Origin of the sequence: Nocardia sp. NPDC050412, from assembly GCF_044458825.1 — a bacterium.
In the GTDB taxonomy this organism is placed as follows: Bacteria; Actinomycetota; Actinomycetes; order Mycobacteriales; family Mycobacteriaceae; genus Nocardia.
In genome coordinates this window covers 74886-101770 of the sequence record NZ_JBITIJ010000021.1, presented here as the reverse complement: position 1 = coordinate 101770, position 26885 = coordinate 74886, and the positions used below count along the sequence as shown (strand labels likewise).

The window sequence follows — 26885 nt, the reverse complement described above, 5'->3', positions numbered from 1 at the left end:
ACGGGTTCGGCCGCGCTCGGCACCGGGTCGGCTGTGCTCGGCACCGGTTCTGCCGCAGTTGGTTCGGCGGGTATTGGCACCGGTTCGGCACTGGCGGGTACGGGTTCGGCCGCGCTCGGCACCGGGTCGGCTGTGCTCGGCACCGGTTCTGCCGCAGTTGGTTCGGCGGGTATTGGCACCGGTTCGGCACTGGCGAGTACGGGTTCGGCTGTGCTCGGCACCGGTTCTGCCGCAGTTGGTTCGGCGGGTGTCGGCACCGGTTCGGCACTGGCGGGTACCGGTTCGGCGGCGGTCGGTTCCGCGGGCGTCGGTTCGGCCGGAACCGGTTCTGCCGCTGTGGGTTCGGCGGCGGTCGGTTCCGCTGCCGTCGGTTCGGCCTCGCCGCTACTGCTGCTCTTGATCCCGCTGCCGACACCGGCCGCGCCCGCGGTGCCGCCCGCTCCGATCATCGTTGCGCCGGCACCGGCCGCGCCACAGCTCGCGCCGGTACCGGTGGCCGCGCCACCCGCCCCCGCGCTCGAGCAGACACCTCCGCCACCACCGCCTCCGGCGCCGCCCGCGGCATCGGCCAAGCCGAATCCGGACGTCCGGTCGACCAGCGCCGACGACGGCCTGCCGAAGCCCAACATACTGGGTGTCGTTGGCGGCCTGATCGCGCTCGCGCTGGCCGGAACCGGTTCCGGCGCAGTGAGTTTCCAGACCGCGTCGGCCGCGCAGGCCCGCATCGACGCCGCTCGTGCCGAATTCTTCGGACCGAGGACGTAAGGGTGCGTTCGATGAGTGAGAGCAGGACGCAAACCGGGCTCTGGGCCTATCGCCGGGTCGCGGCCGCGGTCGACGCGGTATGCGCTGTCGCCGCGGATTCCGATGCGACCACCCTGGAGGAGGTCGTCGCCTCCATTGCCAGCGAGCGGCGCCGCGAGATCGAAATCGCCAGTGCCGAACTGGGTCCCGGTGTCTGCGGTCAGCGCCGGTTCTATCCGGATCGCGATGTCATCGTGCTCGCCGCCGCACTGCCGAGCCGCGACCACACGCTCGCACACGAATTGGGCCATATCGTCTTCGATCATGAGGGTGCGCCCGCGCCGGAGGTGATGCTGGAGGCCAGTGACGATCTCATCGCCTACATGCTCAGTCAACGGGCGCATCAGCAGATCGTCGACGACGGTGCGGACGAACTCGCCGAATGGGAGGCCGAGACCTTCGCCGCCATGTTGATGACACGACTGCGCGTATTCAACAGCCGGGGCGCGGGCGTCTCGGTCCTTCGATTCGATGAGGCGCTGGGATGACCCTCTGGTTGACGGCCATGCTGGTCTGGGTTGCCGCTGGCGCGCGTGTGGGGCGCGTGCTGGTGAAGCCCGCGACGACCGCCCGGGTGGCGATCGTCGTGGCAGTCGCGGCGGTCGCACTCGCGGCGACCGTCGCGGTGCCCGAGATCGCCCTGGCGCTGGACAACCTGCTTCCGCGCGGTCTGCACTCGGGCCTGCTCTCCGACGGAGTCGTCGCCTCGGCCTGGATTCTCTTCGCGACCGCGACCTCGGTGGTCGCCTCGGCGGCGTGGCCGGTGGTCTCCCGTACCAACCTGCGCCGGATCGCCTTCGTCATCTATGGCCTCGCTGTGCTCGCGGTGGCGGTGAATCTGTTCTGGTCCACCACCTTCGGCTGGTTAACCGTCGCGCTCGGCTGTGTATTCATCGTCATCACCGGTGTGCGCAACCTGGACTGGACCACCCTTGGTCGCGGTATCGCGATCTATACCGCCGCAACCGCGGTCGTCGCGGTGCTGGCCGTGCTGCAGGTCCGCCGGGCCTGCATCGGCGCGCCGCCCACGAAGGCCGGTGAACCGGACTGGGGCTGGCCGATCTGGGAGGTGGCCGCGCTGCTCATCGCCTTCGGCGCGGTCTGGATCGTGGTGGAATTGTGGGTGCGCGCGCGAATCCTGTTGCGGCAGACCAAGGTTCTGCACCGCATCATGGTCGGCCGGTTTCCCGAGGTGGTCGCCCACGAACAGACCGGCACCTCGACGCAGCTCGAGGCATCCGATCAGGTCGCGCAGATCATGGACGCCCTGTATCTGCAATCCGGCGGCGGCGTCGAATTGGCCGCCGCGGGTCCGCCACCGCCACTGGTCTCGCTGCGTGCGGACCGTGTTGCGCAGTGGGCGCGAAACCCTTTGGGCGATGTAGTAGTCGACGCGCGATGGATTGCTCCACCCGAGGGGATTAGTCCCCGCGGTTGGGTCCAGGCAATCGCGCGTGCCTACGAAGCGAGTGCCGAAGCCGCTGCCCGAAATTGATCGTGTGCAATCAAAACGATCAGTTCCGGAGCATTCCGAAGGACTCGCTCCGGGTATTCAATATGGTTGACATAGCAAGGAATCCGGCCGGGTGGATGGCCATGCCGGATTCCATGTGTCTACCGACGTATCCGCACAACTGATTTCGTCGCAAACCGGTGACTCCGGGCGCGCTTTTATCGCATCCCTGCACTTGTCGCCAAGCCCACAATTTTATGGGCGGACGCGGATGCGACGAAGTCGAGAAGCGGCAAGCCCCATGACGCAGTACGGTGCGACCCTGCGGGCCGCACCGTACTGCACTGTGGGAGAACCTATTCGGTACCGTCCGGAGGAATTTCGGGCAGACCTTCACTTGCCCGCAACTTCTCCGCCATAGAGGTGAGGAGGTTCTGTGATTCTTCGGACAGATCGAACGCCCTACTCGACAACCGTCGCAGCCCATAGCCCTGCAGCTGGGACAGCAACTCCAGATCGTGATCGATCTTGGCGGCATAGATGTCGTTGAAGAAGTAGTCCGGCTTGACCTTGAAGAACTTGGCCAGTGCAGCCACCGTTTCGTCCGACGGGTTGGTCCGCTGTCCCGACCGCAACTGCGAGAGGTACGGTTTCGAGATCGGATGCCCGGAGGCGGTCAGCGCAGCCGCAACCTCCGCGTTGGTGTGCGGCTTGCGCCCCGGGGGATGCACGGTTTCGAACAGCTTGTTCAGCCGCGCCGCGAAATCAGCCATTGTGAGCCGCCCAATTCCCTTCGCTGTACTAACAGTCGTTATCTCGGATACGTATCATTGATATTAGCGGCTCAGTAACTGAAAACCTACGCCTGATTCAGGATTTCCTTGAAGCTTCTAGGTGCCGCTCCGGGGAAGACACTGCGACGGTTGCGTTTGCGGGTCACGCCAACGGCTCTTGAGAAAACGTGGTGTGATCAGGTTCTGGCCCGTCGCGAGGGTCTTCCCCGCCGCATCCATGATAGCGAAAAGATAGCTGATGGGTCATCTACACGTCTGCGCTGGTCTTTGTGTGGCGTACGACACGTTTTGGGCTCATGGGGATGAACGTTCAACCTTTGAGCAGAATTGGTTGAAACTGCTACAAGCGCTCGATGATGGTGCCTGTCGCCAATGCGCCGCCCGCGCACATCAGCACCATCGCGGTACTGCCGCCGGACCGCTCCAGTTCGTGCAAAGCCGTTGTGATGAGCCGAGATCCGGTTGAACCGACCGGATGTCCGAGTGCAATCGCACCGCCGTTTACATTTACCCGGTCCATGTCTGGTTTGTGTACAGAGGCCCATGAAAGTGCAACTGCCGCAAAGGCTTCATTGATCTCGAAAAGATCGATGTCGCCGATATTCATTCCGGATCGTTCGAGCAGTCGGGTGCACGCCTGTACCGGACCGTCGAGATGGAATTCCGGTTCCGCGCCGACCAGTACCTGGGTGACGATCCGTGCGCGCGGGCGCAAACCCGCTCGCTGCGCGGCCTTTTCGTCCATCAGCAGTACGGCGGCGGCGCCGTCGGAGATCTGCGAGGAGGTACCCGCCGTGTGGACTCCGCCCTCCAGTACCGGCTTCAACTTGGCCAGACCTTCGAGTGAGGTATCGCGCAGGCCCTGATCCCTTGTCACGTCCAGCTTTTCACCGGTGAGCTTGCCTTCCTTGTCGACGGCGGGCGCGGTCACGGTGAGCACCTCGCGGTCGAAGCGCCCCTCCGTCCAGGCCTGTGCGGCCCGCCGCTGCGAGCGGACGCCGAGCTCATCGAGATCGTCGCGAGTAAGGCCGCGCCGCTTGGCAATACGCTCGGCAGCCTCGAATTGATTCGGCAGATCGATATTCCAGGTGGCCGGGCGGCGCGGTCCCGCGTTCTCGCCGACATTGGCGCCCAACGGAACTCGGCTCATCGCTTCCACGCCGCAGGCCATACCGATATCGATGGCGCCGGTCGCGATCAGTCCGGCGATCAGATGGTTGGCCTGCTGTGCCGATCCGCATTGGGCGTCGATGGTGGTGGCGCCTACCTGCCACGGCAGTCCGGCATGCAGCCAGGCGACGCGGGTGACGTTATTGGACTGTTCACCGGCCTGGGTGACGCAGCCGCCGATAACCTGCTCGACCGACGCGGGGTCCAGATGTGCCTTCTCGAGCAGTCCGCGTTGAGCGAGGCCGAGCAGTTCGGCGGCGTGCAGACCGGCGAGCCAGCCGCCACGCTTGCCGATGGGGGTGCGAGCGGCCTCGACGATGACGGGTATGCCCATGTCCAACCTTTCTTTTGGGACAGAAACTGAAACGTGTGTTCACGCGCGATACGGCGGAGTCTGTCCTGTTCTTCCCTCATTATGCAGCTTATGCTTGAATGATTGTAGAACGTGTTTCAGTTTGTCGAAGGAGACATCTGGTGGTAGACCAGCGGAATGCCCGGCCGAATCTGCCGGATGGGTTCGATGTCACGGACCCGGACATTTATGCCGAGCGTGTTCCGGTCGAGGAGTACGCCGAACTGCGCCGTACCGCACCGATTTGGTGGAATCCGCAGCCGCCCGAGATCGGCGGCTTCCACGACGAAGGCTTCTGGGTGGTGAGCAAGCATGCCGACGTCAAGGAGGTCTCGCGCCGCAGCGATGTGTTCTCCACCTTCGAGAACACCGCGATCCCGCGCTTCAACGACGACATCACCCGCGAGCAGATCGAACTGCAGCGCTTCGTCCTGTTGAACATGGACGCGCCCCAGCACACCAAACTGCGCAAGATCATCTCCCGCGGCTTCACCCCGCGCGTGATCAACGGCCTGCGTGCCGAATTGAAGACCAGGGCCGAGGCCATCGTGAAGGAGGCGGTGGACAACGGCGCCGGCGACTTCGTCACCCAGGTCGCCTCCGAACTGCCGCTGCAGGCGATCGCCGAGCTGATCGGTATCCCGCAGGAGGACCGCAGGAAGGTCTTCACCTGGTCCAACGATATGACCGGCTACGACGATCCGGAGAGCACGGCCGATCCGGTCGCCGCCTCCGCCGAGGTGCTCGGCTACGCCTACCAGATGGCCGCGGCGCGTAAGGAATGCCCGGCCGACGATATCGTGACCAAGCTGATCGAGGCGGATGTCGACGGCGATGAGCTGACTCCGGAGGAGTTCGGCTTCTTCGTGATCATGCTTGCCGTCGCGGGCAATGAGACGACCCGCAATGCGATCACCCACGGCATGGTGGCCTTCCTGGAGCATCCGGACCAGTGGGAGCTGTTCAAGAAGGAGCGTCCGGCCACCGCTGCCGACGAGATCATTCGCTGGGCCACCCCGGTCACCTCGTTCCAGCGGACCGCGCTGGAGGACACCGAACTCGGTGGCGTGCAGATCAAGAAGGGGCAGCGGGTGGTCATGCTGTACCGCTCGGCCAACTTCGACGAGGACGTCTTCGAGAACGCGGAGAAGTTCGATATCACGCGAAAGGACAACCAGCACTTGTCCTTCGGCGGCACCGGCGCGCACTTCTGCATCGGCGCGAATCTGGCGCGCATGGAGGTCGATCTGATCTTCAATGCCATTGCCGACGCCATTCCCGATATCACCAAGCTCGGTGACCCCAAGCGGCTGCGTTCCGGCTGGCTCAACGGCGTCAAGGAATTCCAGGTCGACTACAAGGCCTCGGGCTGCCCGATCGCGCACTGAATCGCCGGGATCCAGGCTTGTGTCGGCAGCCTGGATCCCCGGCTTTCGGTGACAGACAAGGGCCCCCGCACCGGTTTGCCCAATGCCGGTGCGAGGGCCCTTGTTGTGCTGCCCCCGAGGGGAGAGGCAGCGTGCTCAGGTAATCGGTTTGGCCGTCGCCATGGCTCGGTCGACCTCCCAGAAGGCCCGCAGCGCGGCGATTTTGCCCGATTCGTCGACCTTGTAGGTGAACACACCTTCGGCATCGATCTGGTGTCCGCCCATCTTGGTGCGGATCAAACCGGTAAAGGCGATTTCGTTACCGCAGGCGAAGGAGTCCTCGAACAGGAACTCGATCGAATCGGTCTTCGCGATCGCCATATCCCAGAAGGCCGCGATGGCCTCCTTACCGCGATGGCCCTTGCCCTCCGGATCGAAACCCGAAGGGCCGATGGGATCTTCGACGATGCCGTCGGTTGCGAACAGCTCGACCCAGGCCTGCTTGTCCCTGGCCCGCACCGCCGCCTGCGAGGCAAGCCCGGCGGTCCTTGCTGGATGTTCGGAATTACTCATACGCGTGCCTTCGCGACGATGGGTTCCTCGATATTCGCCGCGGCGAAGCGACGCAGTGACTCCTGTTTGGCCGCCAACTCACCGTCGAAGCCGATGCCATCGGCCAGCCACGGAACAACGATCGCATCGGTCACCCCGGCATCGGCCAGATCCTGATATCCGGAGCGCCCGAACTTGTCGATGCACACCGCCTGGATCTCGAAAGGCGCACTCTTCCGACCGAATTCGGCGCGTAGCGTATCGAGCTTGCCGATTGTGGCGCACAGTTCGTCGTAGGTCATCATCGCTGAGGTCCAGCCGTCACCGACCTTGGCCGCCCGGCGCAGTGCGGGCGCGGTGTGGCCGCCGATGTAGAACGGCACCGGTTCGCTCGGCGCCGGGCTGATCTGCAGCAGCTCGAAATCGAAGAACTTTCCGTGGTACTCGACCATGCCGCCGCCGAGTGCCAGCTTGATGACCTCGATCATCTCGTCGACCCGTGCCCCACGATTGGCATAGGGCACGCCGCACCATTCGAATTCCTCGGGCGCCCAGCCGATTCCGACGCCGAACCCGAACCGGTTACCGGACAGGTTGGCGACCGAGCCCACCTGCCGCGCAAGCAGTAGGGGATTGCGCGAACCGAGTTTGAGCACGTTCGTGTAGAAGCGAATTCGGCTGGTCACCACCGCCATGGCGGTAGCACCGATGAGTGGGTCGACCCATGGCGTCTCCGGGCCCCAGAAGCGGCCGCCGTCGGCGGTGTACGGATACTTCGCCGACGCCGACTGCATATAGAACAGCGAGTCCGGTAGCGCGATCGACGAAAATCCGCACTCCTCAGCGGTTTTCGCCAATTCCGGCAGCTGCTCCAGCGGACTCAGCGCGATACCGACGGTGAACTTCAGCGGGGTCATCAGCTGGGCTGCTCCGAGCCGACCACCCACATCGAGAAGTACTGCGACCCACCGCCGTACGCATGTCCGAGCGCCTTCTTGGCGTTCGCGACCTGGTAGTCCCCGGCCCGGCCCATCACCTGCTTGGCGGCCTCGGCGAATCGGATGAGACCGGAGGCACCGATCGGGTTCGAGGAAAGTACGCCACCGGACGGATTGACCGGCAGGGTTCCGCCGATCTCGGTCTCGCCCTTATCGGTGAGCTTCCAACCATCCCCCTGTGGGACGAAGCCCAGGTTCTCCAGCCACATCGGCTCGAACCAGGAAAACGGCACGTAGATCTCGGCGACGTCGATTTCGTTGAGCGGGTCGGTGATTCCGGCGGCGTGCCACAGTGCGGCCGCGGCATCCTGTCCGGCCTGTGGATTGACCTGGTCGCGGCCGGCGAAGGTGGTCGGTTCGGTGCGCATGGCGGTGCCGTGCACCCACGCGACCTTCTTGCCGGTGGCCTCCACGGCCTTCGCGGCATCCTCGTCACCGATCACCAGGGCGCACGCACCGTCCGAGGACGGGCAGGTCTCGTCGAATCGGATGGGATCCCACAGCATTTGGGAGGAGAGCACCTTCTCCAGCGTGATATCGGGCTGGTGCAGATGTGCCAGCGGGTTCTTCGCTCCGTTGCGGCGATCTTTTACCGCCACCATCGCGCCGATATGGCCCGGCGCGTTCGATCGGCGGATGTAGGAACGCACGTGCGGCGCGAAGTATCCGCCCGCGCCCGCGCCGACCGGCATGGTGAAGGGCACCGGAACCGACAATGCCCACATGGCATTCGATTCCGACTGCTTCTCCCAGGCAATGGCGAGTACGCGCTTGTGTACTCCGGCCTGTACCAGATTGGCGGCGACGATACCGGTGGAGCCGCCGACGGATCCGGCGGTGTGTACGCGCAACAACGGCTTTCCGGTGGCGCCCAACGCATCCGCCAGATACAGCTCGGGCATCATGACACCCTCGAAGAAGTCCGGCGCCTTACCGACCACCACCGCATCGATATCGGCGATGGTGAGTCCGGCATCGACCAATGCGCGATCGATGGCCTCGCGGCACATGCCCGCCATGGACACATCGGTTCGTTTCGTCACGTGATGTGTTTGTCCGGTGCCGAGCACCGCAGCAGGGAAACTCATCGGCTCGCCTCCGAATCCAAAACGGCTACCAAGTTCTGTTGCAGCGCCGGACCGCTGCTGGCGTGGGCGAGCGCCCGATTCGCCGTGCCCGCGATAATCGCCTCGGCCGCGAAGCCGATGCGCTCCAGACCTGCCGCGAACATCGGATTGGCGGCGAGTGCGCCGCCCGACGGATTCACCTTGGTCTCGGGCCGCAGGCCGATGGCCTCGGCGAGAATCAACTGCTGATGACTGAACTGCGCATGCAGTTCGGCGATATCGAAGCCACTGGTATCGCCGCCGGTAACCGACTGTGCCGCAGCGGAAGTCGACGGGGATACGGTCAGATCGCGGGCGCCGAGATTGGGGGTGTCCACCCGATGCGCCATGCCGGTGATCCAGGCCGGGCGCTCGCACAGTTCGCGCGCCCGATCGCCGACCGCGAGCACAATGGCGGCCGCGCCGTCGGTGACCGGTGCGACATCGTGCGCGCGCAGCGGATCGGCGACATACGGTGTGGCGAGCAGAGTTTCGATATCGCCGGAATCACCCGCGGCCACCGCCGCCATATCGCGCTCGGTCCAGCGTCCCGCATCCAGTCCGGCCTGCGCCTGCAGGCCCGCGATCGAAAGTGCGTCCGGCCACAGCGGAGTGACCAGATACGGATCGAGCTGCATGGTCAGAACCTGGCGCAGCGTACCCGCCGACGACTTGCCGAAGCCGTACACCAGTGCCGTCTGCGCCTGGCCGGAACGGAGTTTCACGAAGGCCTCGTAGAGCGCCCACGCGGCGTCCATTTCGACATGCGATTCGTTGATCGGCGGCACCGCGCCGATGGCGTCGACCGCCGAGATGAACGAGAAGGCACGGCCCGCAAGGTAATCCGAGGAACCGGAGCACCAGAAGTCGATATCGGACTTGGTAATGCCGAGTCGGGCGTAGAGCTGCTGGAAAATGGGCACCAGCATCTCGACACCATTGGTGGTGCCGAAGGTCTCCGGCACATGCGGTGCGTGGGCGAAGCCCACAACCGCGATGTCGCTAGAGGCGGCGGGGTGGGTAGGCAGAGCGTTGTTCGTCAACGTGGCCTCTCAGAGGTGGTGCTTATAGGTCTCGTAGTCGGCATCCGGCTCGCCGGTGGGTCGGAAGTGGTCCACATTGCTGAGCCCGAAGCCCCACTCCTCGCGCGGTTTCCACACCGCCTCCACCCGCATGCCCATCCGCACCTCGCTCGCCTCACATCCGAGCACGAGGTGCAGCACCGGGATGTCCGCGCCGTCGAGCAGCACATATGCCGCCACGTACGGCGGCTTGATCCGCTGGCCCATGAACGGCACATTCACGATGCAGTAGGTGGTGACGATGCCGCGATCGGGCAGTTCGACGATTTCGTCGGTCGGTCGGCCGTCGGTCGGATTGGCGCCGCGCGGCGGGAAGTACACCTTGCCCGCGGCATCCGTGCGCCCGCCGAGCAGCTTGCCCTCGGCCAAACCGCGCAGGTAGATGGTCTCCTGCGGTGACGCGCTGTGCATGTAGTGCAGGTCGACCGGTGTGATCAGCACCTCGACCGGCTCGTCGTCCGCGCTGGATTCCGTCGGCGCGGTGGAAGTCTCGCCCGGTTCGAAGCAGGCGATGTCCTTGATGCTGCCGATGGTCTCCCCGGCCCAGCGCGCGACCACGCGCAGTCCGGTGTGGATGTCCTCGGGTGTGGAAACATCGACGGCGTGCAGCAGCGTTGTGTCCGCGCCGTCGAGCTTGATCAGCGCCCACGCGAACGGGCGGTCGAATGGCTGACCGGGCAGCGGATCGCGCACGAAGGTCCAGGACTGGACGGTGCCGGTATCGGCCACATCGACGAATTCGGTCAGCGGCGCGGAGGTGACCGGATCGTATTCCGGCGGTGGCACCAATACCCGCCCATCCGAGCCGCGCACACCGACGATCCGGCGGGCGCGCAGTTTGGCCAGGAAGGTGCCGATGGTCGGTCCGACCGATCGCGTGTAGTCGAATTGCACCCGAAGGGGTGCACTGAGTACGTCGGGCGCGGCAGTGTTCAATTCCGACCCTCTCTCATCCGTGATTGTCCCGGAGGCGGTATGCCCACCCGTCGCCTGACCACCACCCCTCATGGAGTCGCTCCGCGACGCAGTATTTTCATCAGCCACGAAATCGAGTAGAACAGGTTCTTATTCTGGTGGCAAGAAGTTGGCTGGAAAGAGGTCTCCCATGAAGTTCGGATTGCAACTCGGGTACTGGATGGCACAGCCGCCGCAGAATGCCGGTGAGTTGGTGGTCGCCGCCGAGGCGGCCGGTTTCGATGCGGTCTTCGCGGCCGAATCTTGGGGATCGGATGCCTTCGGGCCACTGATGTGGTGGGGCTCGTCGACAAATCGGGTGCGACTCGGCACCTCGGTCGTACAGCTGTCGGCGCGCACGCCCGCCGCGACGGCCATGCACGCACTGACGTTGGACCATCTCAGCGGGGGCCGGGCAATCCTCGGGCTCGGCGTTTCGGGGCCGCAGGTGGTGGAGGGCTGGTACGGGCAGCCGTTCGCCAAGCCGTTGCAGCGCACCAGGGAGTACGTCGGCATCATTCGCCGCATCCTCGAGCGGCAGGCGCCGGTCACCAATGACGGGCCGCGGTATCCACTGCCCTACACCGGCCCGGGCTCCACCGGACTCGGTAAGCCGCTCAAGCCGATTGTGCATCCGCTACGAGCGGATTTGCCGATCTGGCTGGGTGCGGAGGGTCCGAAAAATGTGGCGCTGACCGCCGAGATCGCCGACGGCTGGCTGGCGATCTACTACGCGCCGCGGCTGGCCGGGATGTACAACGACTGGCTCGATGAGGGCTTCGCCAGGGCCGGGGCGCGGCGTTCGCGGGCGGATTTCGAAATCGCGGCGAGTTGTCAGGTGGTGATCACCGACGATCCCAAGAGCGAGCTGGAACGGATGCGCTGGATCATGGCGCTCTACATCGGTGGCATGGGTGCACCAGAACTGAATTTCCACGCCCAGGTCTACCGGCGCATGGGCTATGAGCGTGAGGTCGACGAGATCGGCAGGCTGTTCCAATCAGGGAAGAAGGCCGAGGCCGCCGCAATGGTGCCGGATGAGCTGATTTTGGATACATCGATCATCGGTGACGAGGAGCATGTACGTAAACAACTCGGGGTCTGGGAAGCCGCGGGCGTCACCGAGATGCTGGTGTCGGTTCCAGATATCGAGCAATTGCATCGGCTCGCACCCCTTGTACAGATGTAGAACACGTTCTAGATTCGTAGGGGTGACTGATTCACCCACCCCGTCGGCTCCTCACCATCCCCCGATGGAGTCAGTAGAAATTCTCGGTCTCTGGAACATCGCGAACGCGGAACCCGATCGGATCGCACTGGTGGATCCATCCGGCCGCGAGGTGAGCTATCGCGAATTGGCCACGCTCGCGAACCGCTACGGCACCGGCCTACGGGCACTCGGCTTGCAGCCCGGCGACGTGCTGGTCACCATGGTGCACAACTGCGTCGAGGCGGTCGCCGCGTACTTCGCGGCCTACCAGGCCGGGTTGTACATCGTCGCGGTGAACTGGCATCTGACCGGTCCGGAGGTCGCCTATATCCTCGCCGACAGCGAGGCCAAGGCCTTCATCGCCAGTGACCGGTTCGCCGCCGCGGCGATCGCCGCCGCCGATGAGGCAGGGTTGCCCGCCACCGCGCGTTTCGCGGTCGGCGAGATAGCGGGCTTCAAGTCGGTGTCGTGGCTGGGTGCGGCCGATACCGGTCGGCCCGATAACCGGACCACCGGTGCGCCGATGCTCTACACCTCGGGAACCACGGGACGGCCCAAGGGTGTTCGGCGCCCGCTCACCGGCACCGACCCGGATGTCGTTCCGGTGTATTCGTCCGCGTTCTTCGGGCTGTTCGGGCTGAAGCCCTACGACGAGCACGTGCACATCTGTGGTTCGCCGCTGTACCACACGGCCGTGCTGAACTTCGCCACCATCTCGATCCAGTTGGGGCACAAGCTCGTTCTGATGGACCGCTGGGATGCCGAGGAGATGCTGCGGCTCATCGACAAGCATCGGGTGACCCACAGCCATATGGTTCCGACCCAGTTCCACCGCCTGCTCGCGCTGCCCGCCGACGTGCGCGCCAAGTACGACGTTTCTTCATTGCGCAGCATGGTGCACGGTGCGGCGCCGTGCCCGGCCGAGACCAAGCGGCGGATGCTGGAATGGTGGGGTCCGACGGTCACCGAGTACTACGCGGCCACCGAGGGCGGCGGCACGGTGATCAACGGGACCGAATGGCTGACGAAGCCCGGCTCGGTCGGCAAGGCTTGGCCCTGGTCGGTGATCAAGGTGTTGAGCGAGGAAGACGGCTCCGAAGTCCCCACCGGCGAGACCGGTCTGGTCTATATGCGAATGGGCACGTCCAGCTTCGAATACCACCACGCCAAGGAGAAGACCGAAGAGGCAAGGGTCGGTGACCTTTTCACGGTCGGCGATATCGGCCACCTCGACGAGGACGGCTACCTCTACCTGCACGACCGCCGCTCCGATCTGATCCTGTCCGGCGGTGTGAACATCTACCCGGCCGAGATCGAGAATGTGCTGACAACCCACCCGAAGGTCGAGGATGTCGCGGTCTTCGGTCTGCCCCATCCGGATTGGGGCCAGGAGGTCAAGGCCGTCGTCCAGCCGGTCGCCGGTGTCGAGGGCAACGACGAACTGACCGCCGAGCTATTGGCCTACGCCGCAACCCAATTGGCGAAATACAAAATGCCCCGCTCCATCGACTACCTCGATGAATTGCCCCGCGACCCCAACGGCAAGCTCTACAAGCGCAAACTCCGCGACCGCTACATCCCGGCGTCGTAGCACCATCGGACGCAGCGGATTGCTGTCGCACACCGAGTGACCGTCGCGCAGAGGGGATACCCTCTGCGCGATAGTCATTGCCTCTGCGCGACTTTCGCTTTCTGCGCGATAGCGTCAGGGGCCGCCACTTGCCTTGCGCGGCCTGCCGTCTGCTCGGCCTGCTCAACCGACCTGTCCGGCCCTCCCGTACCCCGGCGGCCCACCTCACCCAGCCGGTTCGCGCAACTCCGGCGCCAAACCGAAGAGCGGGAACAGTTTTTCGGTATCGAGGAAGAAGTTGAGTCCGGCGATCGAGTCGCCGTCGAGTTCCAGCACCGTGATGGACCAGGGGACCCAGACGCCCGGTTCGGTTTCGCTCGGCTTGTAGTGGCCGAAGGCGGGCAGGCCGTTGGCGCCTTCCAGGCGGATCATGCGGGAATCGCGGCACGCCTTGCCGTGGCCGAGCATGAATGCGGCCACATTCTCCGGGCCCGAGACCCACAGTTCGATCGGCGGCATGGACAGTGCCACATCGGTTTTCAGCAGGGTGGTCAGGGTGTCCATATCGTAGGCTTCGAAGGCCTTGACGAAATTGTCGACGAGTTTGCGCTGATCGTCATCGGTTTCGTCATAGGTGTCGGTGGCGGTGGGCTGCACCTTCGACATGGTTGCCCTGGCACGCTGCAGTGCGCTGTTCACCGAGGCGGGGGACATGGTGAGCGCCTCGGCCGTCTCGCTGGCCGAGAACCGCAGCACTTCGCGCATGATCAGGATGGCGCGCTGGGTGGCGGGCAGATGCTGACAGGCCGCGACGAATGCCAGCCGCAGTGTGTCCTTGGCCGAGGCGTGCTCGGCCGGATCCGATCCGAAAGCCAGTGCGTTGGGGATCGGTTCGATCCAGACGTAATCCGGCTGCGGCATGGGCAGCGGCGAATCCGGCCGCGACGGACCGGACAGATCCATCGGCCGGGCCCGGCGCTGCGGGCCGTCGAGCATATCGAGGCAGACATTGGTGGTGATCTTGTACAGCCAGGACCGTAGGCTGGCGCGACCCTCGAACGAGCCATAGGACTTCCACGCGCGGGTGAAGGTCTCCTGCACCGCGTCCTCGGCTTCGAAGGAGGAGCCGAGCATGCGATAGGCGTAGGCGCACAGTTCCCGCCGGTGTCCTTCGAAGGATTCGAGGACGTCCGGGGTGAGGCCGACGAAGTCGTTCATGGGTGTCACCCTGCCACAGCCCACCGACACATTCGAGACCCGAATTCGCTCGATCGAGCGCTGCCGGACGCGGTCCGTCATTAGTCCCGTACGCGTCGGCGTGCGAAGGCGAGACTACCGCCTACCTGCGGCTTCAAGATCATCGACAGATGTGTTCGGCCACACAGCGCCCGGAACCGATGAGTTTCGTGCGTTCGATCCGTCTCTACTTAGAGACCGCCGACGCCGACGTAAGGGATCCCGCATGCCCAGCAAGATGATCTTCATCAACCTTCCCGTCGCGGACCTGGGCCGGTCCAGAAACTTCTACGAGGCCATCGGCTGGAAGGTGAATCAGGACTTCACCGATGAGAATGCCGCGTGCATCGTCATCGACGACAACATCTGCGCCATGCTGCTGACCAAGGAGTTCTATTCGAACTTCAGCAAGCGCCCGATCGCCGACACGATCGCGACCAGCGGCGGCGCATACGCGCTATCCCTGGCCAGCGCACAAGAGGTCGACGCACTCACCAATGCCGCCCTGGCCGCAGGTGCCACCGAGGAAATCCACGAGGACCGCCGCGCCCAGGAGGCCCAGGTCGGCATGTTCGGCCGCACTTTTATCGATCCGGATGGCCACCAGTGGGAGCCCTTCTGGATGGACTACTCCGGCAACTGATCCCTGCCGGCGCCGGTCGAATGGTGGCCCCAGCGACCCTCGTCATTGAATCGGGCGCCGCCCGCGGGTACCACCAGTCGACTCGTCTCCGCGCGAAAGTAGTTCAGCTGCCGGTGAAGGTGGGCTTGCGCTTTTCGGCGAAGGCCTTGGGGCCCTCTTTGGCATCGGCTGAGCGGAAGACCGACATGCCGAGTTCGGCCTCGATCTGGAAGGCGTCCTCTTCCGGCATGGCCTCGGTCTCCCGAATGGTGCGCAGAATCGCCTGCACCGCGAGGGGGCCGTTCGCTGCGATCTGTGCGGCGAGTTCCAGTGCCTTGTCCAATGCGGTGCCGTCCGGGACCACATGCCCGATCAGCCCGATCTCCTTGGCCTCGGCGGCGGTGATGTGCCTGCCGGTCAGCAGAATGTCGGCGGCGACGGTGTAGGGAATCTGACGGACCAGCCGAACGGCCGAGCCGCCGAGTGGGAACAGACCCCAACGCGCTTCGGATACACCGAATTTCGCGCCTTCGGCGGCCACTCGGATATCGGTGCCCTGCAGGATTTCGGTGCCACCGGCGATGGCCGGGCCTTCCACCGCCGCGATCAGCGGTTTGGTGAGCCGGCGGCCCTTGAGCAGCGCCTCCAATTTGGTCGGATCGAAGCTGCCCGCGTTATCGCCGGGGTGCTGTGCGGTCATCGCCTTGAGGTCCATGCCCGCACAGAACGCACCACCCGCACCGGTCAGGATCGCGACGCGGATATCGGGATCGGCGTCCACCTGGTCCCAGGCGTCGCGCATGATCGCCATCATTTCGGCTGAAAGGGCATTGCGCGCCTCGGGCCGATTCATGGTGACGATGAGGACGTGATCGCGCTTCTCGACGAGGCAATCCGGCATTGCTGATTCTCCTGACTTTCCAGGGGACGGCGGGTCGGCGGAGCCGACCGGGGTGGGTAAATTCGGCCTTGTCAGAAACAGTAACACGTTCTATTTTTAGCTCTGTGAGCTACAACATAGCGGACCTAGTCGAACACGCCATCGATCTGATGCCCGACCGCGTAGCGCTGGCCGACGACGGCCGCGAGGTGACTTACGCGCAGCTGGAGGAGCGGGCCAACAAACTCGCGAACTACCTGCTGCAACAGGGTGTCCAACCGGGCGACAAGGTGGGCATCTATTCGCGTAATACGATCGAGGCCGTCGAGGCCATGGTCGCGGTCTTCAAGGCCCGCGCCGTGATGATCAACGTGAACTTCCGATACGTCGAGAACGAGTTGCAGTACATTTTCGACAATTCGGATATGGTCGCGCTGATCCACGAGCGCCGCTACAGCGACCGGGTGGCCGGGGTTCGCCCGAATACGCCGCTGCTGAAGACGGTCATCGTCGTGGACGACGATACGACCGGCACCATTGCGACCGCAGCCGATTCGGTGGAATACGAGGCGGTGCTGACCGAGTCCTCCGGTGAGCGCGACTTCGGTGAGCGCTCGGCCGATGACATTTTCATGCTCTACACCGGCGGTACCACCGGCCTGCCCAAGGGCGTGATGTGGCGGCACGAGGACTGGTGGCGCGTACTCGGCGGCGGCATCAACTTCCTCACCGGCGAATACGTCGAGGACGAATGGCATCAGGCCAAAACCGGTGCGGGCAATCCGCAGATGGTCAGGTTCCCGATTCCGCCGATGATCCACGGCGGCTCACAGACCGCGACCTTCCACAGCCTGTTCGACGGCGGTAAGGCCGTGATGATTCCGGAGTTCACCGGGCACGGCGTGTGGCAGCACATCGACCGGCACAAGATCAACCTCATCTTCATCACCGGCGACGCCATGGCCCGGCCGATGATGGATGCGCTGGCCGAGGGTAATCCGGAAACCGGTGAGCCGTACGACCTTTCGAGCCTGTACCTGATCGCCAGCAGTGCGGCGCTGTTCTCGCCGACGCTCAAAGACCAGTTCCTGGAACGGCTGCCGAACCGGATGATCACCGATTCCATCGGTTCATCCGAGACCGGCTTCGGCGGTCTCGCCGTTGTCGCCAAGGGTGCCAACCACACCGGTGGTCCGCGGGTGAAGATCGATGCCGCCACCCAGGTGCTCGACGAGCAGGGCAATCCGGTGGAACCGGGCTCCGGGCAGGTCGGATTCCTCGCGCGCAGCGGCCACATTCCGGTCGGCTACTACAAGGACGAGGCCAAGACCAAGGCAACGTTCAAGGAGTTCAACGGAATTCGCTACTCCATCCCCGGCGACTACGCCCGGGTCGAGGAGGACGGCACTGTCACCATGCTCGGCCGCGGTTCGGTGAGCATCAATAGCGGCGGCGAGAAGATCTACCCCGAGGAGGTCGAGGGCGCGCTCAAGATCCACCCGGAGATCTTCGACGCGCTGGTGGTCGGCGTTCCGGACGAGCGGTGGGGGCAGCGCGTGGCGGCGGTCGTGCAGTGTCGTGGTGACAAGCGTCCCACCCTCGACGAACTGCGTCCGGTGCTCACCCAGGAGATCGCGCCCTACAAGCTGCCGCGCAGCGTGTGGTTCGTCGATCAGATCAAGCGCAATCCGGCGGGCAAGCCCGATTACCGTTGGGCCAAGTCGCAAACCGAAGAGCGCCCGGCCGACGAGCACATCGAGGCGAGCAGCAAGTAAAACGGTAGTACGACCGATAACGGCAAAGGGCTGCCGCGATATTGCGGCAACCCTTGCCTTTTGCGGCTTCGGCGCTCGTCCGCGATAGGAGATCGAATTGACAACGCCCTATGCGTTTTTCGCGGCATCGGAAGGCGGCTTCGAGCCATTGCCGTTCGCGGCCAGCAGCTGGTCTGCGAATATGGTCAACGGGCCCGCGATCTGCGGCCTGCTGGCCAGGGCGTTGGAAAGGCAGCACTGTGCTGCGGGATTCACACCGGCCCGGCTGACCGTCGACCTGTTCCGCCCTACCTTGACCAAGCCGGTGACGGTGGTGACCGAGCTGGTACGGGACGGTCGCCGCATCCGGGTCGCCGATGCCGCACTGATACAGGACGGCGTGGATGTGGCCCGCGCCAGCGCGGTCTTCCTGAAGCGGTCGCAGCAGCCGCCGGGCGAACTATGGACGCGTACGGAATCCCCGCAGCCGCCGCCGGTTCCGATCGCGGACGGGCCGACCGCGCCGATGTGGAACAGCGACGGTACGGCCGATGGCTGGTCGTCGCGGATCGGTGAGCATCAGAACAACGGGCGCAAACGCATGTGGCAGGCGCCGCTTTCGGTGGTCGAGGGGGAGCCGCCGTCGGCCTTCGCCGCCGCCGCGATGATCGGTGAGTCGACGAGCCTCATGACCAACTGGGGGACCGCCGGCATCGGTTTCATCAATGCCGATCTGACGCTTGCGCTGTCCCGGCCCGTCATCGGCTTGGAGATCGGCGTGCAGGCCGACAGCCATATCAGCGCGGACGGAATAGCCGTCGGCAGTGCGACATTGTTCGATCGAACCGGATCCTTCGGCACATGTGTGGTTACGGCATTGGCCAACGCCGACCGTCAAGTCGACTTCGCCAACGGCGATCCGCGCCAAAGGGTCTACATTCAGTAGCCCGGATCTCCGCCGCCGCGCACGGATTGGTTCGCCGCGCACCGATTGGCTGGGCAACCGATGCGTGTCAGACAAATCCGTGCGTGGCGGCGAGCGTGAGTAACGGCGCATCCGTGCGCGACAGCGGCGGGTCAGCGGTTGGCGAGCTCGGCCAGGCGGAAGGCCAGCTTGGTGCGGACGGCGGGGATGCGGGTTGCCGCCGTCATCAGGGCGTTGCGCAGGAGTCGGGCGGGGCGTGGTCGCAGGGTCGCCATCTTGGTCATCCGGTCGGTGAAGGCGACGACACCGAGAGCGACTGGGCGGCGGGTGGTCTCGTAGGTGTCGAGCAGGGTGTCGGTCTCGCCGTTGATCACCCGGGCCAGCAGCGGACCGAGGAAGGCCGCGTCTTGGATGCCGGTGTTCATACCCTGTCCGCCCGCGGGGCTGTGCACATGTGCCGCATCACCGGCCAGCAGCAGACGCCCCGCGCGGTAGTGGTCCGCGACGCGGTGGTGCACCCGGAAACGTGAGCTCCACAGCACTTCACTGACTTTCACGCTGCCGCCGGGGCCACGGGTGGCCAGGATGGTCTGAACATCCTCGATGGTCGGGTGTTCGGGGGCCTCGGCGACGGTCGCCACGACCCGGTACCGATTCGGATCGGTGTCGTCGGGCAGCGGCGCGACCACCGTCACGCCCTCCGGTGAAAGATGCAGTGCCACTTCGTCACGCGCGATCGGCCAGTCCATGCGGACATCGGCGAGTACGAAGGATTCCGGGTAGGTGTCGCCGGTGAAGCCGATGCCCGCCTGTTCCCGAACGACGCTGTGCATACCGTCCGCGCCGACCACGTAGTCCGCGCGGATCGTGTCGGTCGCGCCGGCGCCGTCGACGTATTCGACTGTGACGCCGTCATTTTCAGCGATAATCTTGGTGATCCGGTAGGGGCGGTGCACATCGCCGCCCGCCTTGCGCAACCGTGCGAGCAGCACGGCCTCGGTGGTGTCCTGCGGAACCATCAGCGTGTACGGGTACTCGGTGGGCAGTCCGCCGAACGGCACTGTGGCCAGGGTGCGGTTGCCGTCCAGCACCCGGAAGGTCGGCACCACGATGCCGCGGTCGACGAGTTCCTCGGCAATGCCCAGTTCCTGCAGTACCTCCAGGGTCCTGGCGTGTACGACCGCGGCGCGTGAGGTGTTCGCGCCCTCGGTGAGCCGGTCCAACAGTACGAAGTCGATACCGGCGTCGGCCAGCGTGATCGCGGTGGTCAGTCCGGCCGGACCGGCCCCGACGATGACGACGGAAGTGGTCTCCGGCAGCGGGGTGGTGTTCATCGGAACTCCTAGGTCAACATCTGTAGGCCAACGCTTGTTGGCATAACCGTAGCGCGCATCGATTACATAAGTCAACAGTTGTTGGCCTACACTTGTTGGCATGAACATCGAGCCAGATCAACCCCCTGCACGTCGCTCCGATGCCACCCGCGCGGCCATCCTGGCGGCCGCGCGCGCCCGCTTCGCCGCCGAGGGTTTTCGCAAGGCGACCATCCGCGCCATCGCCGCCGATGCCGCGATCGATCCGTCGATGGTGATGCGCTACTTCGGCAGTAAGGACGGACTCTTCGCAGCGGCCGTCGATGTGCGCCTGGACCTGCCGGATCTCGCCGCGGCCGATCCGGATACCCTCGGCGAGTTGCTGATTCGCCGATTCCTGGCGATCTGGGAGGACCAGGCCGATAACAAGGTGCTGGTGATTCTGCTGCGCTCATCGATTACCGATGAGGCGGTCAGCGAACGCTTTCGACAGATCTTCGCCGAACAGGTGCTGCCCGCGGTGCTGCGCTTCGGCGCTGCGGCCGATGCGCAGCGCCGCGGGGGTTTGATCGTCACCCAGTTGCTCGGGCTGGCGCTGTGCCGCTATGTGCTCGAGCTGCCGCCGGTGGTCGGCCTGACGCGCGAGCAGATCATCGCCGATATCGCTCCGACTCTGCAGCGCTATCTGATATCGACGCCGATCAGTGCTTAGATGTGCGCGCCACCGTCGACGTGAATCGTTGTGCCGGTGATGAATTCGCCGTCATCGGAGGCGGCCATCGCGACCACAGCCGCGACCATCTCGGGTGAGCCGAGCAGTGGCCCGATGGCCGGAGCCATCTTGCTCATGAGGGTCGGATCGATATCCGATGGCACATCCAGCAGGCTGTAGGTCATGGCCGTCTCGATGCCGCCGGGTGAGACGCAGACCGCGCGCAGATTCCGCTTGCTGTACTCCAGCGCCAGCACCCGCGTGAAGGCCTCCAGTCCGCCCTTGCTCGCCGCGTACGCCGCGCGATACGGCGCGGCATAGGACGCGGCATTCGAGCTGATATTGACCACAACCCCGCGCCCGGACTCCAGCAGTGCAGGCAGGGCGGTCCGGGTCACCAGGAACGACCCGGTCAGATTGGTGCCCAGGACGGTATTCCACAGCTCGGTAGTGGTTTCGTGGGTATGCGACATGCGCACGATCCCAGCGGCATTCACCAGCACATCGAGGCCGCCGATCGCGTCTATCAGGTCGGGTACCGTCTGCTCGACGGCAGCCTCGTCCGCGATATCGAGTGTCGCGACGGTGAGCCTGTCGCCCAAGTCCTGATCCATTGCGAGCTGGGCGGTCTTGGCGAGCCCATCGCCAGTTCTGCTCACGCCGACCACCTCCGCTCCCTCCTCGAGCAGCCGCAAGACGATGGCCCGGCCGATGCCCGACCCCGCGCCCGTCACGAGCACTCGGCGTTGCGCGAAACGTTTCATACGCTCTGTACATCCCGCTCGGCCAACAACTGCGCAATCTGGGGCAGTCGGTCGAGATCGATCGGCTCCGCGACCAACTCGATGGGGAAGGGCCGATCCGCGGGCTGCGGCAGACCGGGGCCGAGGATCAGGCCACCGCGGACGCCGATGCGATCCATTTCCTGGATCAGCGGTTCGTAGCGGGCGGGCAATAAGTTGTTGTGCAGCACGAAATCCCGGATATCGTCGGCGGTGGTCAGACTGCACTGGCGCACCGGGGAGCAGACCGGGAATTTCGGGTCGCGGAAGGTCATATCGTCGACGAAGCCGCGCATGAAATCCGCGGCATGCTGCTGCAATGGTGAATGGAACGCGCCCTTGTACGCGTCCAATACAAACATTTGGCGGGTATCCGAGGACGCCTCGATTTCGGCCAGGATCTCTTGCAGTGCAGTGAGATATCCCGAGATCACGAAGGAGCGATGGACGTCATCGATCGGGCCGGTATCCACGGCGAGGTGCACGCCGGGGCGGCGCCCACCGTAATAGTTCGCCGGATCGTCCTCGATCGGCGTGTACATCAGCCCCATCCCCTGTGCGGCAACACCTTCCGGTAGTTTCGGTACGAGTCGGCGGTGATGGAGCATGCCGAACAATTCGTGCCGCTCCACCGCTGCGGCCACACAGGTGCTGATCAGCGCACCCAGGCTCAGTCCACCGGCGGCCTCCGGTTCGAAACCGCGTGTGGCCAGATCCTCGGCGAGACCGAGTGCGAAGGCGGCCTGACGCAATGCGCCGAGACTGTGCCGATCCTCCGGTTCGCTCGCCATTTCCGCGGCCACTTCTCTGGCGCGCAGGCGGTCCACCGACAATCCGGTCACCGCGGCGGCTTCTTCGTAGGCGAGTGCGATGGACGGACACCGCTCGCAGAACTCATCGATGACCTCGGCGGTCAGACTGACCTGTCCACCGAATAGAAAAGAAACCCTCATTGCATGTCCTACCCACGCCGGGGCCGCAGCAAGGCGACACCCCATTGCGTATCTGTGAAACACGTTCGACCGGAACGGAATTGGCGGCGCCGCCGTATCGAATACACCAAGCCGACCGCCCTGTGGGCAAGAGTTTCGCCGGACCAGGCGCTGGCCACCCCCTGGCCAGTAGTACCCCGGGGCAGTAGTACTACTGGCCGAGTCGCCCGAGGAATCGCAACATCAGCTGGTCGATTTCACATCCATGCGTGAGATTCGGTGTGTGCGCGGCGCCCTCGATGGTGTGAAATTCCGCGGGACCACCGAGTCCCTTTGTCAGTAAATCCACGGCGTCGTGGTCGAAGGCCGGATCGAAGGCGCCGCGGACCAATAATGCGGGACAGGTGATATCGCCGATGAGATCCGAGATGTCGTCCGCATTGATCAGACAGTCGGCCGCCGCGGCGACACGTTCCCGATCACCGCTCAACCATTTGGCCAGCCACGGTTGATGATCGGTCCGATCACCGCCGATGATCAAGCCGGCCACCATCTTCGCGATCACCGTCAACGGCCCGGTCCCGATCCAGGCATCGGTGACCTGGCGATAGCCGATCCGCTGCACGTCGCTGTAGGCCTGCGCCGAACAGCCGAGCAGGATCAGTCCATCCACGCGCGGCGGGCACAGCAAGGCCATGCGCAGCGCAGTGAACCCACCCTGCCCGACACCGCCGACGACCACCCGGTCGATGCCGAGGTGGTCGACCACCGACCAGGCATCGCGGGCCAGATCCCAGAAACTGTATGCGCCGTCGTCGTGTTCGGTCAGTCCGTGTCCGCGCGCATCGATCGCAATCACCCGGTATTGCGGTGCGAGCGCGGCAACCTGGTTCGCGAACATTTCGTGATCCATGAAGAAGGCGTGCCCGAGCACCACCGCGGGCCCGGATCCTCCGCTGTCGACGAAGTGCACTTTCGCGCCAGCGGAGGTTACGAAGGGCATAACCGTGCTCCTGTCAGACTGCGTCCCCCGAATGGAGCAGCCTAACAAGAACCGGTTATACCAACGGGTTTCACCACATCACGGGCAACTCCTCGACACCGCCGGTGAAGCTGCTGGTGCGCATCGGCACCTCGGCCGGGTCCACGGCCAGCCGCATGGTCGGGAAGCGCGTCACCAATTGGGTGAAGACGGTGTGCAATTCGATGCGGGCCAGCGGTGCGCCGATGCAATGCCGGGCCCCGTAGCCGAAGGTCACATGGGAGCCGTCCTTTCGGGTCACGTCGACGCGGTCGGGATCGGTGAAGACAGTCGGATCATGGTTGGCCGCGGTCAGATCCAGCAGCACGAGATCGCCCGCGCGGACCTCGTTGCCGTCGATCTCCATATCGGTGCGCGCGTAGCGGGGCATCTGGGTGGCATCTGCCGTCCGAAGGAGTTCTTCGATCGCGGTAGGCACCAGTTCGGGATCGTCGACCAGGGCCCGCCATTGATCGAGGTGTTCTAGGAGCCGTTTGGCGCCGACCCCGATCTGGACAACCGTGGTCTCATGGCCGCCGAACAACAAGCCGAGCCCGAGCGTCGCGATGCCCTGATCGGACAGATCGTCGCGGGCGCATAGATGCGACAGCACGTCATCGGCTCGGTCGCGCCGTTTGCGTTGGACCAATGCCATGAAGTACTCGAACAGTCCGGCGACACCCTGCTGCACCTTGGTGGCGTCGTGCTGTTCGCCGAGCGCCTCGGTCCAGGCGCGGAACTGATCGCGATCGGCGTAGGGCACACCGAGCAGTTCACAGATGACCAAGAGCGGCAGCGGCAGCGCCACGGCGGTGTGCAGGTCGGCGGGGGAGCCCTGCGCGGCCATCTCGTCGAGCAACCGCGTGGTGAGTTCTTCCACCCTGGGCCGCAATTCGCGCATCCGTCGCGGCGAGAAGAACGGCACTACCAACTCGCGCAGTCGCGCCTGATCGGCGGGTTCGGTCTCGAAGTTGCCCAGGGGTCCGCCGAAGAACATCGAATCCGAGGCGCGCGCAGCGGTTTCCGGTGTGGGATGGGCACGACCGAGGCGCGGATCGGCGAATAATGTCCGAACCTGCGCGTAGCTGGTGGCCAACCAGCCTTCATGGCCTAGTGCGGTTCGCGTCCGCCGGATGGTGTCGCCCGTGACGGGGCAGCCTATGTCCACGGTCACTCCTTACGTATTTCTCGAACCAGAGTCATTCGGGCAGGCGCACCCGCAGCAGATTGCCGCTCGCGGTGCCGACCAGGAATTCCCTTTCGCCGCCATGCGATATGACGATCGAGGTCATCGGCTCACCCGTCAGCACGGTGCACGTCGAGTGATCCGCCGGGTCGATGCGCACGAGTCGGCCCGAGGTGGTGGCGTCGTAGAGCAGGCCGTCCGGGCCGACGGCGAGATCGTCGGGTAGCGGTGGTGCGCCGGGGCCAGCGGCTAGATCCGCGATTGCGGTGACGCTCGATGGATCGTCGAGTGGGATGCGCAGGATGCGGCCGTTCGGGCTGAGATACAGCGTGACGTAGAGCGCTTCGCCGTGGACAACGATACCGTCGGCTCCGAAATGCCTTGCCTGATTGGACCATTCGGTGTCGACGCGTCCGTCCGGTCGGATCCGGACAACGCCGGTCGAGGTGTCGGCGACGAAAAGGTTTCCCGCGGTATCGAATGCGGCGCCATTGGCCATACCCAGACCGGAGGCGAAAATCTCGGCCTGCGGCGTCTCGGCTGTGGGATCAATGCGGACAACGCCGCCACCGGTTGAGCCGGGCACCAGATTGGTCGGGAAGTTCCCGTACGTCACGTAGATCAGTTGGTCCGGGCCGAGTTTCACCGCACCGGGATACGCGACCGCGACCCTGGCGGTAACGCGGCCGGACGGGTCGTAGCGAACCACTTCGTTGCGTCGCACCCGCGAGACCCACAGGTCACCGTGCGCGTCATAGGCCAAACCTTCGGCCCAGTCCTCATCCCGAACAACGGCGGCCGCCGCAATCGTCGCGGTGGCTGTTTCGCACGAAATCGGTTCGGCCACAGCAGAAGTCGGTGCCGACACGCCGAGGAAGACGCTGGTGATCGCGATGCAGATCCGGGCTGCGGTCACCATGCGACAGGCAATGCAGTCAGGCCCTTGGTGACCACATTCTCGCGCACCGGCAGGGCGTCGGGATCGACCGTCAGATGCAGTGTCGGGAAGCGGGATATCAGCTGACCGAAAGCGACCTGCAGTTCGATGCGAGCCAGCGGCGCACCGGTGCAGTAGTGCAGGCCATAGCCGAACGCCAGATGCTGCCCTTCTGCGCGGGTCACGTCGAGTTGGCGCGCGTTGGTGAAGATCTCCGGATCGTGGTTGGCCGAATCCACGTCCAGCAGCACCAGATCACCCGTCCGAACGGTGACGCCGTCGATCTGCATATCGGTGCGCGCATACCGGGCGAAGGCGGTGGAATCGTGTACGCGCAGCAGCTCCTCGATCGCGGCCGGGACCAGCTCCGGCTGGTCGACCAGCTTCTGCCACTGCGCCGGATTCCGCAGCAATTGCACAGTGCACAGGCCGATCTCGACGACCGTTGTTTCGTGCCCGGCCAACAGCAAACCCATGGCCAGCGTCGCGATGGCATCGTCGGCCAGGTCCGGCACCTCGCACAGCTTGGCGATCACGCCCTCGCCCGGTTCCCGGCGCAGCCGTTCGACCAGCGACTTGCAGTACAGGAACCATTCGGCCCCGGCCTGCCCCGACTTCGCGCCATCGCTGGTGTCGAACAGCGCCTCGCTCCAGATCCTGAACTGCGCGCGATCCTCGTAGGGGACGCCGAGCAGTTCGCTGATGACCAGCAGTGGCAGCGGTTCCGCGAAGTCCCGATGCAGGTCGGCGGGGGAGCCCTTTTCGGCCATGTCGTCGAGCAGTTGGGTGGTGAACGCGGCCACCCGCGGCGTGAGTTCGCGCATTCTCTTGGCCGAGAACAGCGGATTGAGCAGCCCGCGCATGCGCGCGTTATCGGCGGGTTCGGTTTCGAAGTTCCCGAACGGGCGGCCGAAGAACACCGACTCCGACGAGCGTGCCGCGGTCTCCGGTGTGGGATGGGAGCGGCCGAGACGCATATCGGTGAATAGCTCCTTCACCCTGTGATAGCCGCTGACCTTCCAGGCTTCGTCGCCCGTCGCGGTGCGGACGCGGCTGATCGAGCTGGGTGTGGCGCCGGTTCCGGTGAAGGGGCATGCGAGTTCCGATGAGTCGGTGGTCATGGCTCACTCCTTGCTAACAAGCTCTTATACAAGCAAGCTTAAACATAATTGC

Annotated in this window: 25 protein-coding genes and 1 pseudogene; 10 read left to right on the top strand and 16 right to left on the bottom strand. The window is 64.8% G+C overall.

Annotated elements, in window-relative coordinates; genetic code table 11:
• From ACIBI6_RS37255 to ACIBI6_RS37245, 3 genes and pseudogenes are all read left to right on the top strand, one after another.
• A pseudogene (locus ACIBI6_RS37255) lies at positions 1–765 on the top strand (hypothetical protein); the annotation flags it as partial.
• Between the two features lie 11 nt (positions 766–776).
• Positions 777–1292, top strand: coding sequence for an ImmA/IrrE family metallo-endopeptidase (locus ACIBI6_RS37250; RefSeq protein ID WP_364357386.1), 516 nt, complete (start codon positions 777–779; stop codon positions 1290–1292).
• Positions 1289–2299 (top strand): hypothetical protein, encoded by a 1011-nt coding sequence (locus ACIBI6_RS37245; RefSeq protein ID WP_364357383.1) that lies wholly within the window; start codon positions 1289–1291, stop codon positions 2297–2299. Before ACIBI6_RS37250 ends, ACIBI6_RS37245 begins: the two co-directional genes overlap by 4 nt.
• 314 nt (positions 2300–2613) lie before the next feature.
• On the opposite strand, the gene ACIBI6_RS37240 is transcribed toward ACIBI6_RS37245, so the two are convergent.
• The gene (locus ACIBI6_RS37240) at positions 2614–3030 is read right to left on the bottom strand and encodes a helix-turn-helix domain-containing protein (protein WP_011207048.1); all 417 of its coding nucleotides are present in this window, start codon (positions 3028–3030) and stop codon (positions 2614–2616) included.
• 361 nt (positions 3031–3391) lie between these two features.
• Positions 3392–4555, bottom strand: a complete 1164-nt coding sequence (locus ACIBI6_RS37235; protein ID WP_364357380.1) for a steroid 3-ketoacyl-CoA thiolase — start codon at positions 4553–4555, stop codon at positions 3392–3394.
• Positions 4556–4653: 98 nt separating this feature from the next.
• Between ACIBI6_RS37235 and ACIBI6_RS37230 the strand changes: the two genes are divergently transcribed.
• The gene (locus tag ACIBI6_RS37230) at positions 4654–5961 is read left to right on the top strand and encodes a cytochrome P450 (protein ID WP_396959647.1); all 1308 of its coding nucleotides are present in this window, start codon (positions 4654–4656) and stop codon (positions 5959–5961) included.
• 135 nt (positions 5962–6096) lie between these two features.
• On the opposite strand, the gene ACIBI6_RS37225 is transcribed toward ACIBI6_RS37230, so the two are convergent.
• Genes ACIBI6_RS37225 through ACIBI6_RS37205 form a run of 5 tightly spaced genes read right to left on the bottom strand, consistent with a single transcriptional unit; the run spans position 6097 to position 10614 of the window.
• The gene (locus ACIBI6_RS37225; protein ID WP_364357374.1) at positions 6097–6513 is read right to left on the bottom strand and encodes a nuclear transport factor 2 family protein; all 417 of its coding nucleotides are present in this window, start codon (positions 6511–6513) and stop codon (positions 6097–6099) included.
• Positions 6510–7400 carry a TIGR03619 family F420-dependent LLM class oxidoreductase gene (locus ACIBI6_RS37220; protein ID WP_396959671.1) on the bottom strand — a complete coding sequence of 297 codons (891 nt, stop codon included), beginning with the start codon at positions 7398–7400 and terminating at the stop codon, positions 6510–6512. The genes ACIBI6_RS37225 and ACIBI6_RS37220 overlap by 4 nt, the downstream gene beginning before the upstream one ends.
• An 8-nt stretch (positions 7401–7408) precedes the next feature.
• Positions 7409–8578, bottom strand: coding sequence for a thiolase domain-containing protein (locus ACIBI6_RS37215; RefSeq protein WP_396959644.1), 1170 nt, complete (start codon positions 8576–8578; stop codon positions 7409–7411).
• On the bottom strand, positions 8575–9639 hold the full coding sequence (locus ACIBI6_RS37210) for a thiolase domain-containing protein (RefSeq protein WP_364357368.1): 1065 nt from the start codon (positions 9637–9639) through the stop codon (positions 8575–8577). Before ACIBI6_RS37210 ends, ACIBI6_RS37215 begins: the two co-directional genes overlap by 4 nt.
• A 9-nt stretch (positions 9640–9648) precedes the next feature.
• The gene (locus tag ACIBI6_RS37205) at positions 9649–10614 is read right to left on the bottom strand and encodes a Zn-ribbon domain-containing OB-fold protein (RefSeq protein WP_396959642.1); all 966 of its coding nucleotides are present in this window, start codon (positions 10612–10614) and stop codon (positions 9649–9651) included.
• 169 nt (positions 10615–10783) lie between these two features.
• Here ACIBI6_RS37205 and ACIBI6_RS37200 point away from each other — a divergent pair, with 169 nt between their 5' ends.
• Positions 10784–11821 carry an LLM class F420-dependent oxidoreductase gene (locus ACIBI6_RS37200; protein ID WP_364357362.1) on the top strand — a complete coding sequence of 346 codons (1038 nt, stop codon included), beginning with the start codon at positions 10784–10786 and terminating at the stop codon, positions 11819–11821.
• 64 nt (positions 11822–11885) lie between these two features.
• On the top strand, positions 11886–13433 hold the full coding sequence (locus ACIBI6_RS37195; protein ID WP_364357359.1) for an acyl-CoA synthetase: 1548 nt from the start codon (positions 11886–11888) through the stop codon (positions 13431–13433).
• 204 nt (positions 13434–13637) lie between these two features.
• Here the strand turns inward: ACIBI6_RS37195 and ACIBI6_RS37190 are convergent, their stop codons facing one another.
• Positions 13638–14630, bottom strand: a complete 993-nt coding sequence (locus ACIBI6_RS37190; protein WP_364357356.1) for a sigma-70 family RNA polymerase sigma factor — start codon at positions 14628–14630, stop codon at positions 13638–13640.
• A 244-nt stretch (positions 14631–14874) separates the two neighbouring features.
• On the opposite strand from ACIBI6_RS37190, the gene ACIBI6_RS37185 reads away from it, so the two are divergent.
• Positions 14875–15291 (top strand): VOC family protein, encoded by a 417-nt coding sequence (locus ACIBI6_RS37185; RefSeq protein WP_364357353.1) that lies wholly within the window; start codon positions 14875–14877, stop codon positions 15289–15291.
• 103 nt (positions 15292–15394) lie between these two features.
• Here the strand turns inward: ACIBI6_RS37185 and ACIBI6_RS37180 are convergent, their stop codons facing one another.
• On the bottom strand, positions 15395–16171 hold the full coding sequence (locus tag ACIBI6_RS37180; RefSeq protein ID WP_396959639.1) for a crotonase/enoyl-CoA hydratase family protein: 777 nt from the start codon (positions 16169–16171) through the stop codon (positions 15395–15397).
• A gap of 104 nt (positions 16172–16275) precedes the next feature.
• On the opposite strand from ACIBI6_RS37180, the gene ACIBI6_RS37175 reads away from it, so the two are divergent.
• Positions 16276–17925, top strand: coding sequence for an acyl-CoA synthetase (locus ACIBI6_RS37175; protein WP_364357347.1), 1650 nt, complete (start codon positions 16276–16278; stop codon positions 17923–17925).
• A gap of 97 nt (positions 17926–18022) precedes the next feature.
• Entirely contained in the window at positions 18023–18850 is an 828-nt protein-coding gene (locus ACIBI6_RS37170; RefSeq protein WP_396959637.1) for a thioesterase family protein, read from the top strand.
• 131 nt (positions 18851–18981) lie between these two features.
• Here the strand turns inward: ACIBI6_RS37170 and ACIBI6_RS37165 are convergent, their stop codons facing one another.
• Positions 18982–20163 (bottom strand): FAD-dependent oxidoreductase, encoded by a 1182-nt coding sequence (locus ACIBI6_RS37165; RefSeq protein WP_396959635.1) that lies wholly within the window; start codon positions 20161–20163, stop codon positions 18982–18984.
• Positions 20164–20263: 100 nt separating this feature from the next.
• On the opposite strand from ACIBI6_RS37165, the gene ACIBI6_RS37160 reads away from it, so the two are divergent.
• Positions 20264–20854 (top strand): TetR family transcriptional regulator, encoded by a 591-nt coding sequence (locus tag ACIBI6_RS37160; protein WP_364357338.1) that lies wholly within the window; start codon positions 20264–20266, stop codon positions 20852–20854.
• Here ACIBI6_RS37160 and ACIBI6_RS37155 read toward each other — a convergent pair.
• From ACIBI6_RS37155 to ACIBI6_RS37130, 6 genes are all read right to left on the bottom strand, one after another.
• Positions 20851–21618, bottom strand: a complete 768-nt coding sequence (locus ACIBI6_RS37155; protein WP_396959632.1) for an SDR family NAD(P)-dependent oxidoreductase — start codon at positions 21616–21618, stop codon at positions 20851–20853. The two genes, ACIBI6_RS37160 and ACIBI6_RS37155, sit on opposite strands and share 4 nt — an antisense overlap.
• Positions 21615–22589 carry a hypothetical protein gene (locus tag ACIBI6_RS37150; RefSeq protein WP_396959630.1) on the bottom strand — a complete coding sequence of 325 codons (975 nt, stop codon included), beginning with the start codon at positions 22587–22589 and terminating at the stop codon, positions 21615–21617. The genes ACIBI6_RS37155 and ACIBI6_RS37150 overlap by 4 nt, the downstream gene beginning before the upstream one ends.
• Before the next feature lie 190 nt (positions 22590–22779).
• On the bottom strand, positions 22780–23571 hold the full coding sequence (locus tag ACIBI6_RS37145; RefSeq protein WP_396959628.1) for an alpha/beta fold hydrolase: 792 nt from the start codon (positions 23569–23571) through the stop codon (positions 22780–22782).
• 70 nt (positions 23572–23641) lie between these two features.
• The gene (locus tag ACIBI6_RS37140; protein WP_396959626.1) at positions 23642–24757 is read right to left on the bottom strand and encodes a cytochrome P450; all 1116 of its coding nucleotides are present in this window, start codon (positions 24755–24757) and stop codon (positions 23642–23644) included.
• A gap of 31 nt (positions 24758–24788) precedes the next feature.
• Positions 24789–25694, bottom strand: a complete 906-nt coding sequence (locus ACIBI6_RS37135) for an SMP-30/gluconolactonase/LRE family protein (protein ID WP_396959624.1) — start codon at positions 25692–25694, stop codon at positions 24789–24791.
• Complete coding sequence (locus ACIBI6_RS37130) at positions 25688–26833, bottom strand: cytochrome P450 (protein ID WP_396959622.1); 1146 nt, start codon at positions 26831–26833, stop codon at positions 25688–25690. The genes ACIBI6_RS37135 and ACIBI6_RS37130 overlap by 7 nt, the downstream gene beginning before the upstream one ends.
• Between the last annotated feature and the right edge of the window lie 52 nt (positions 26834–26885).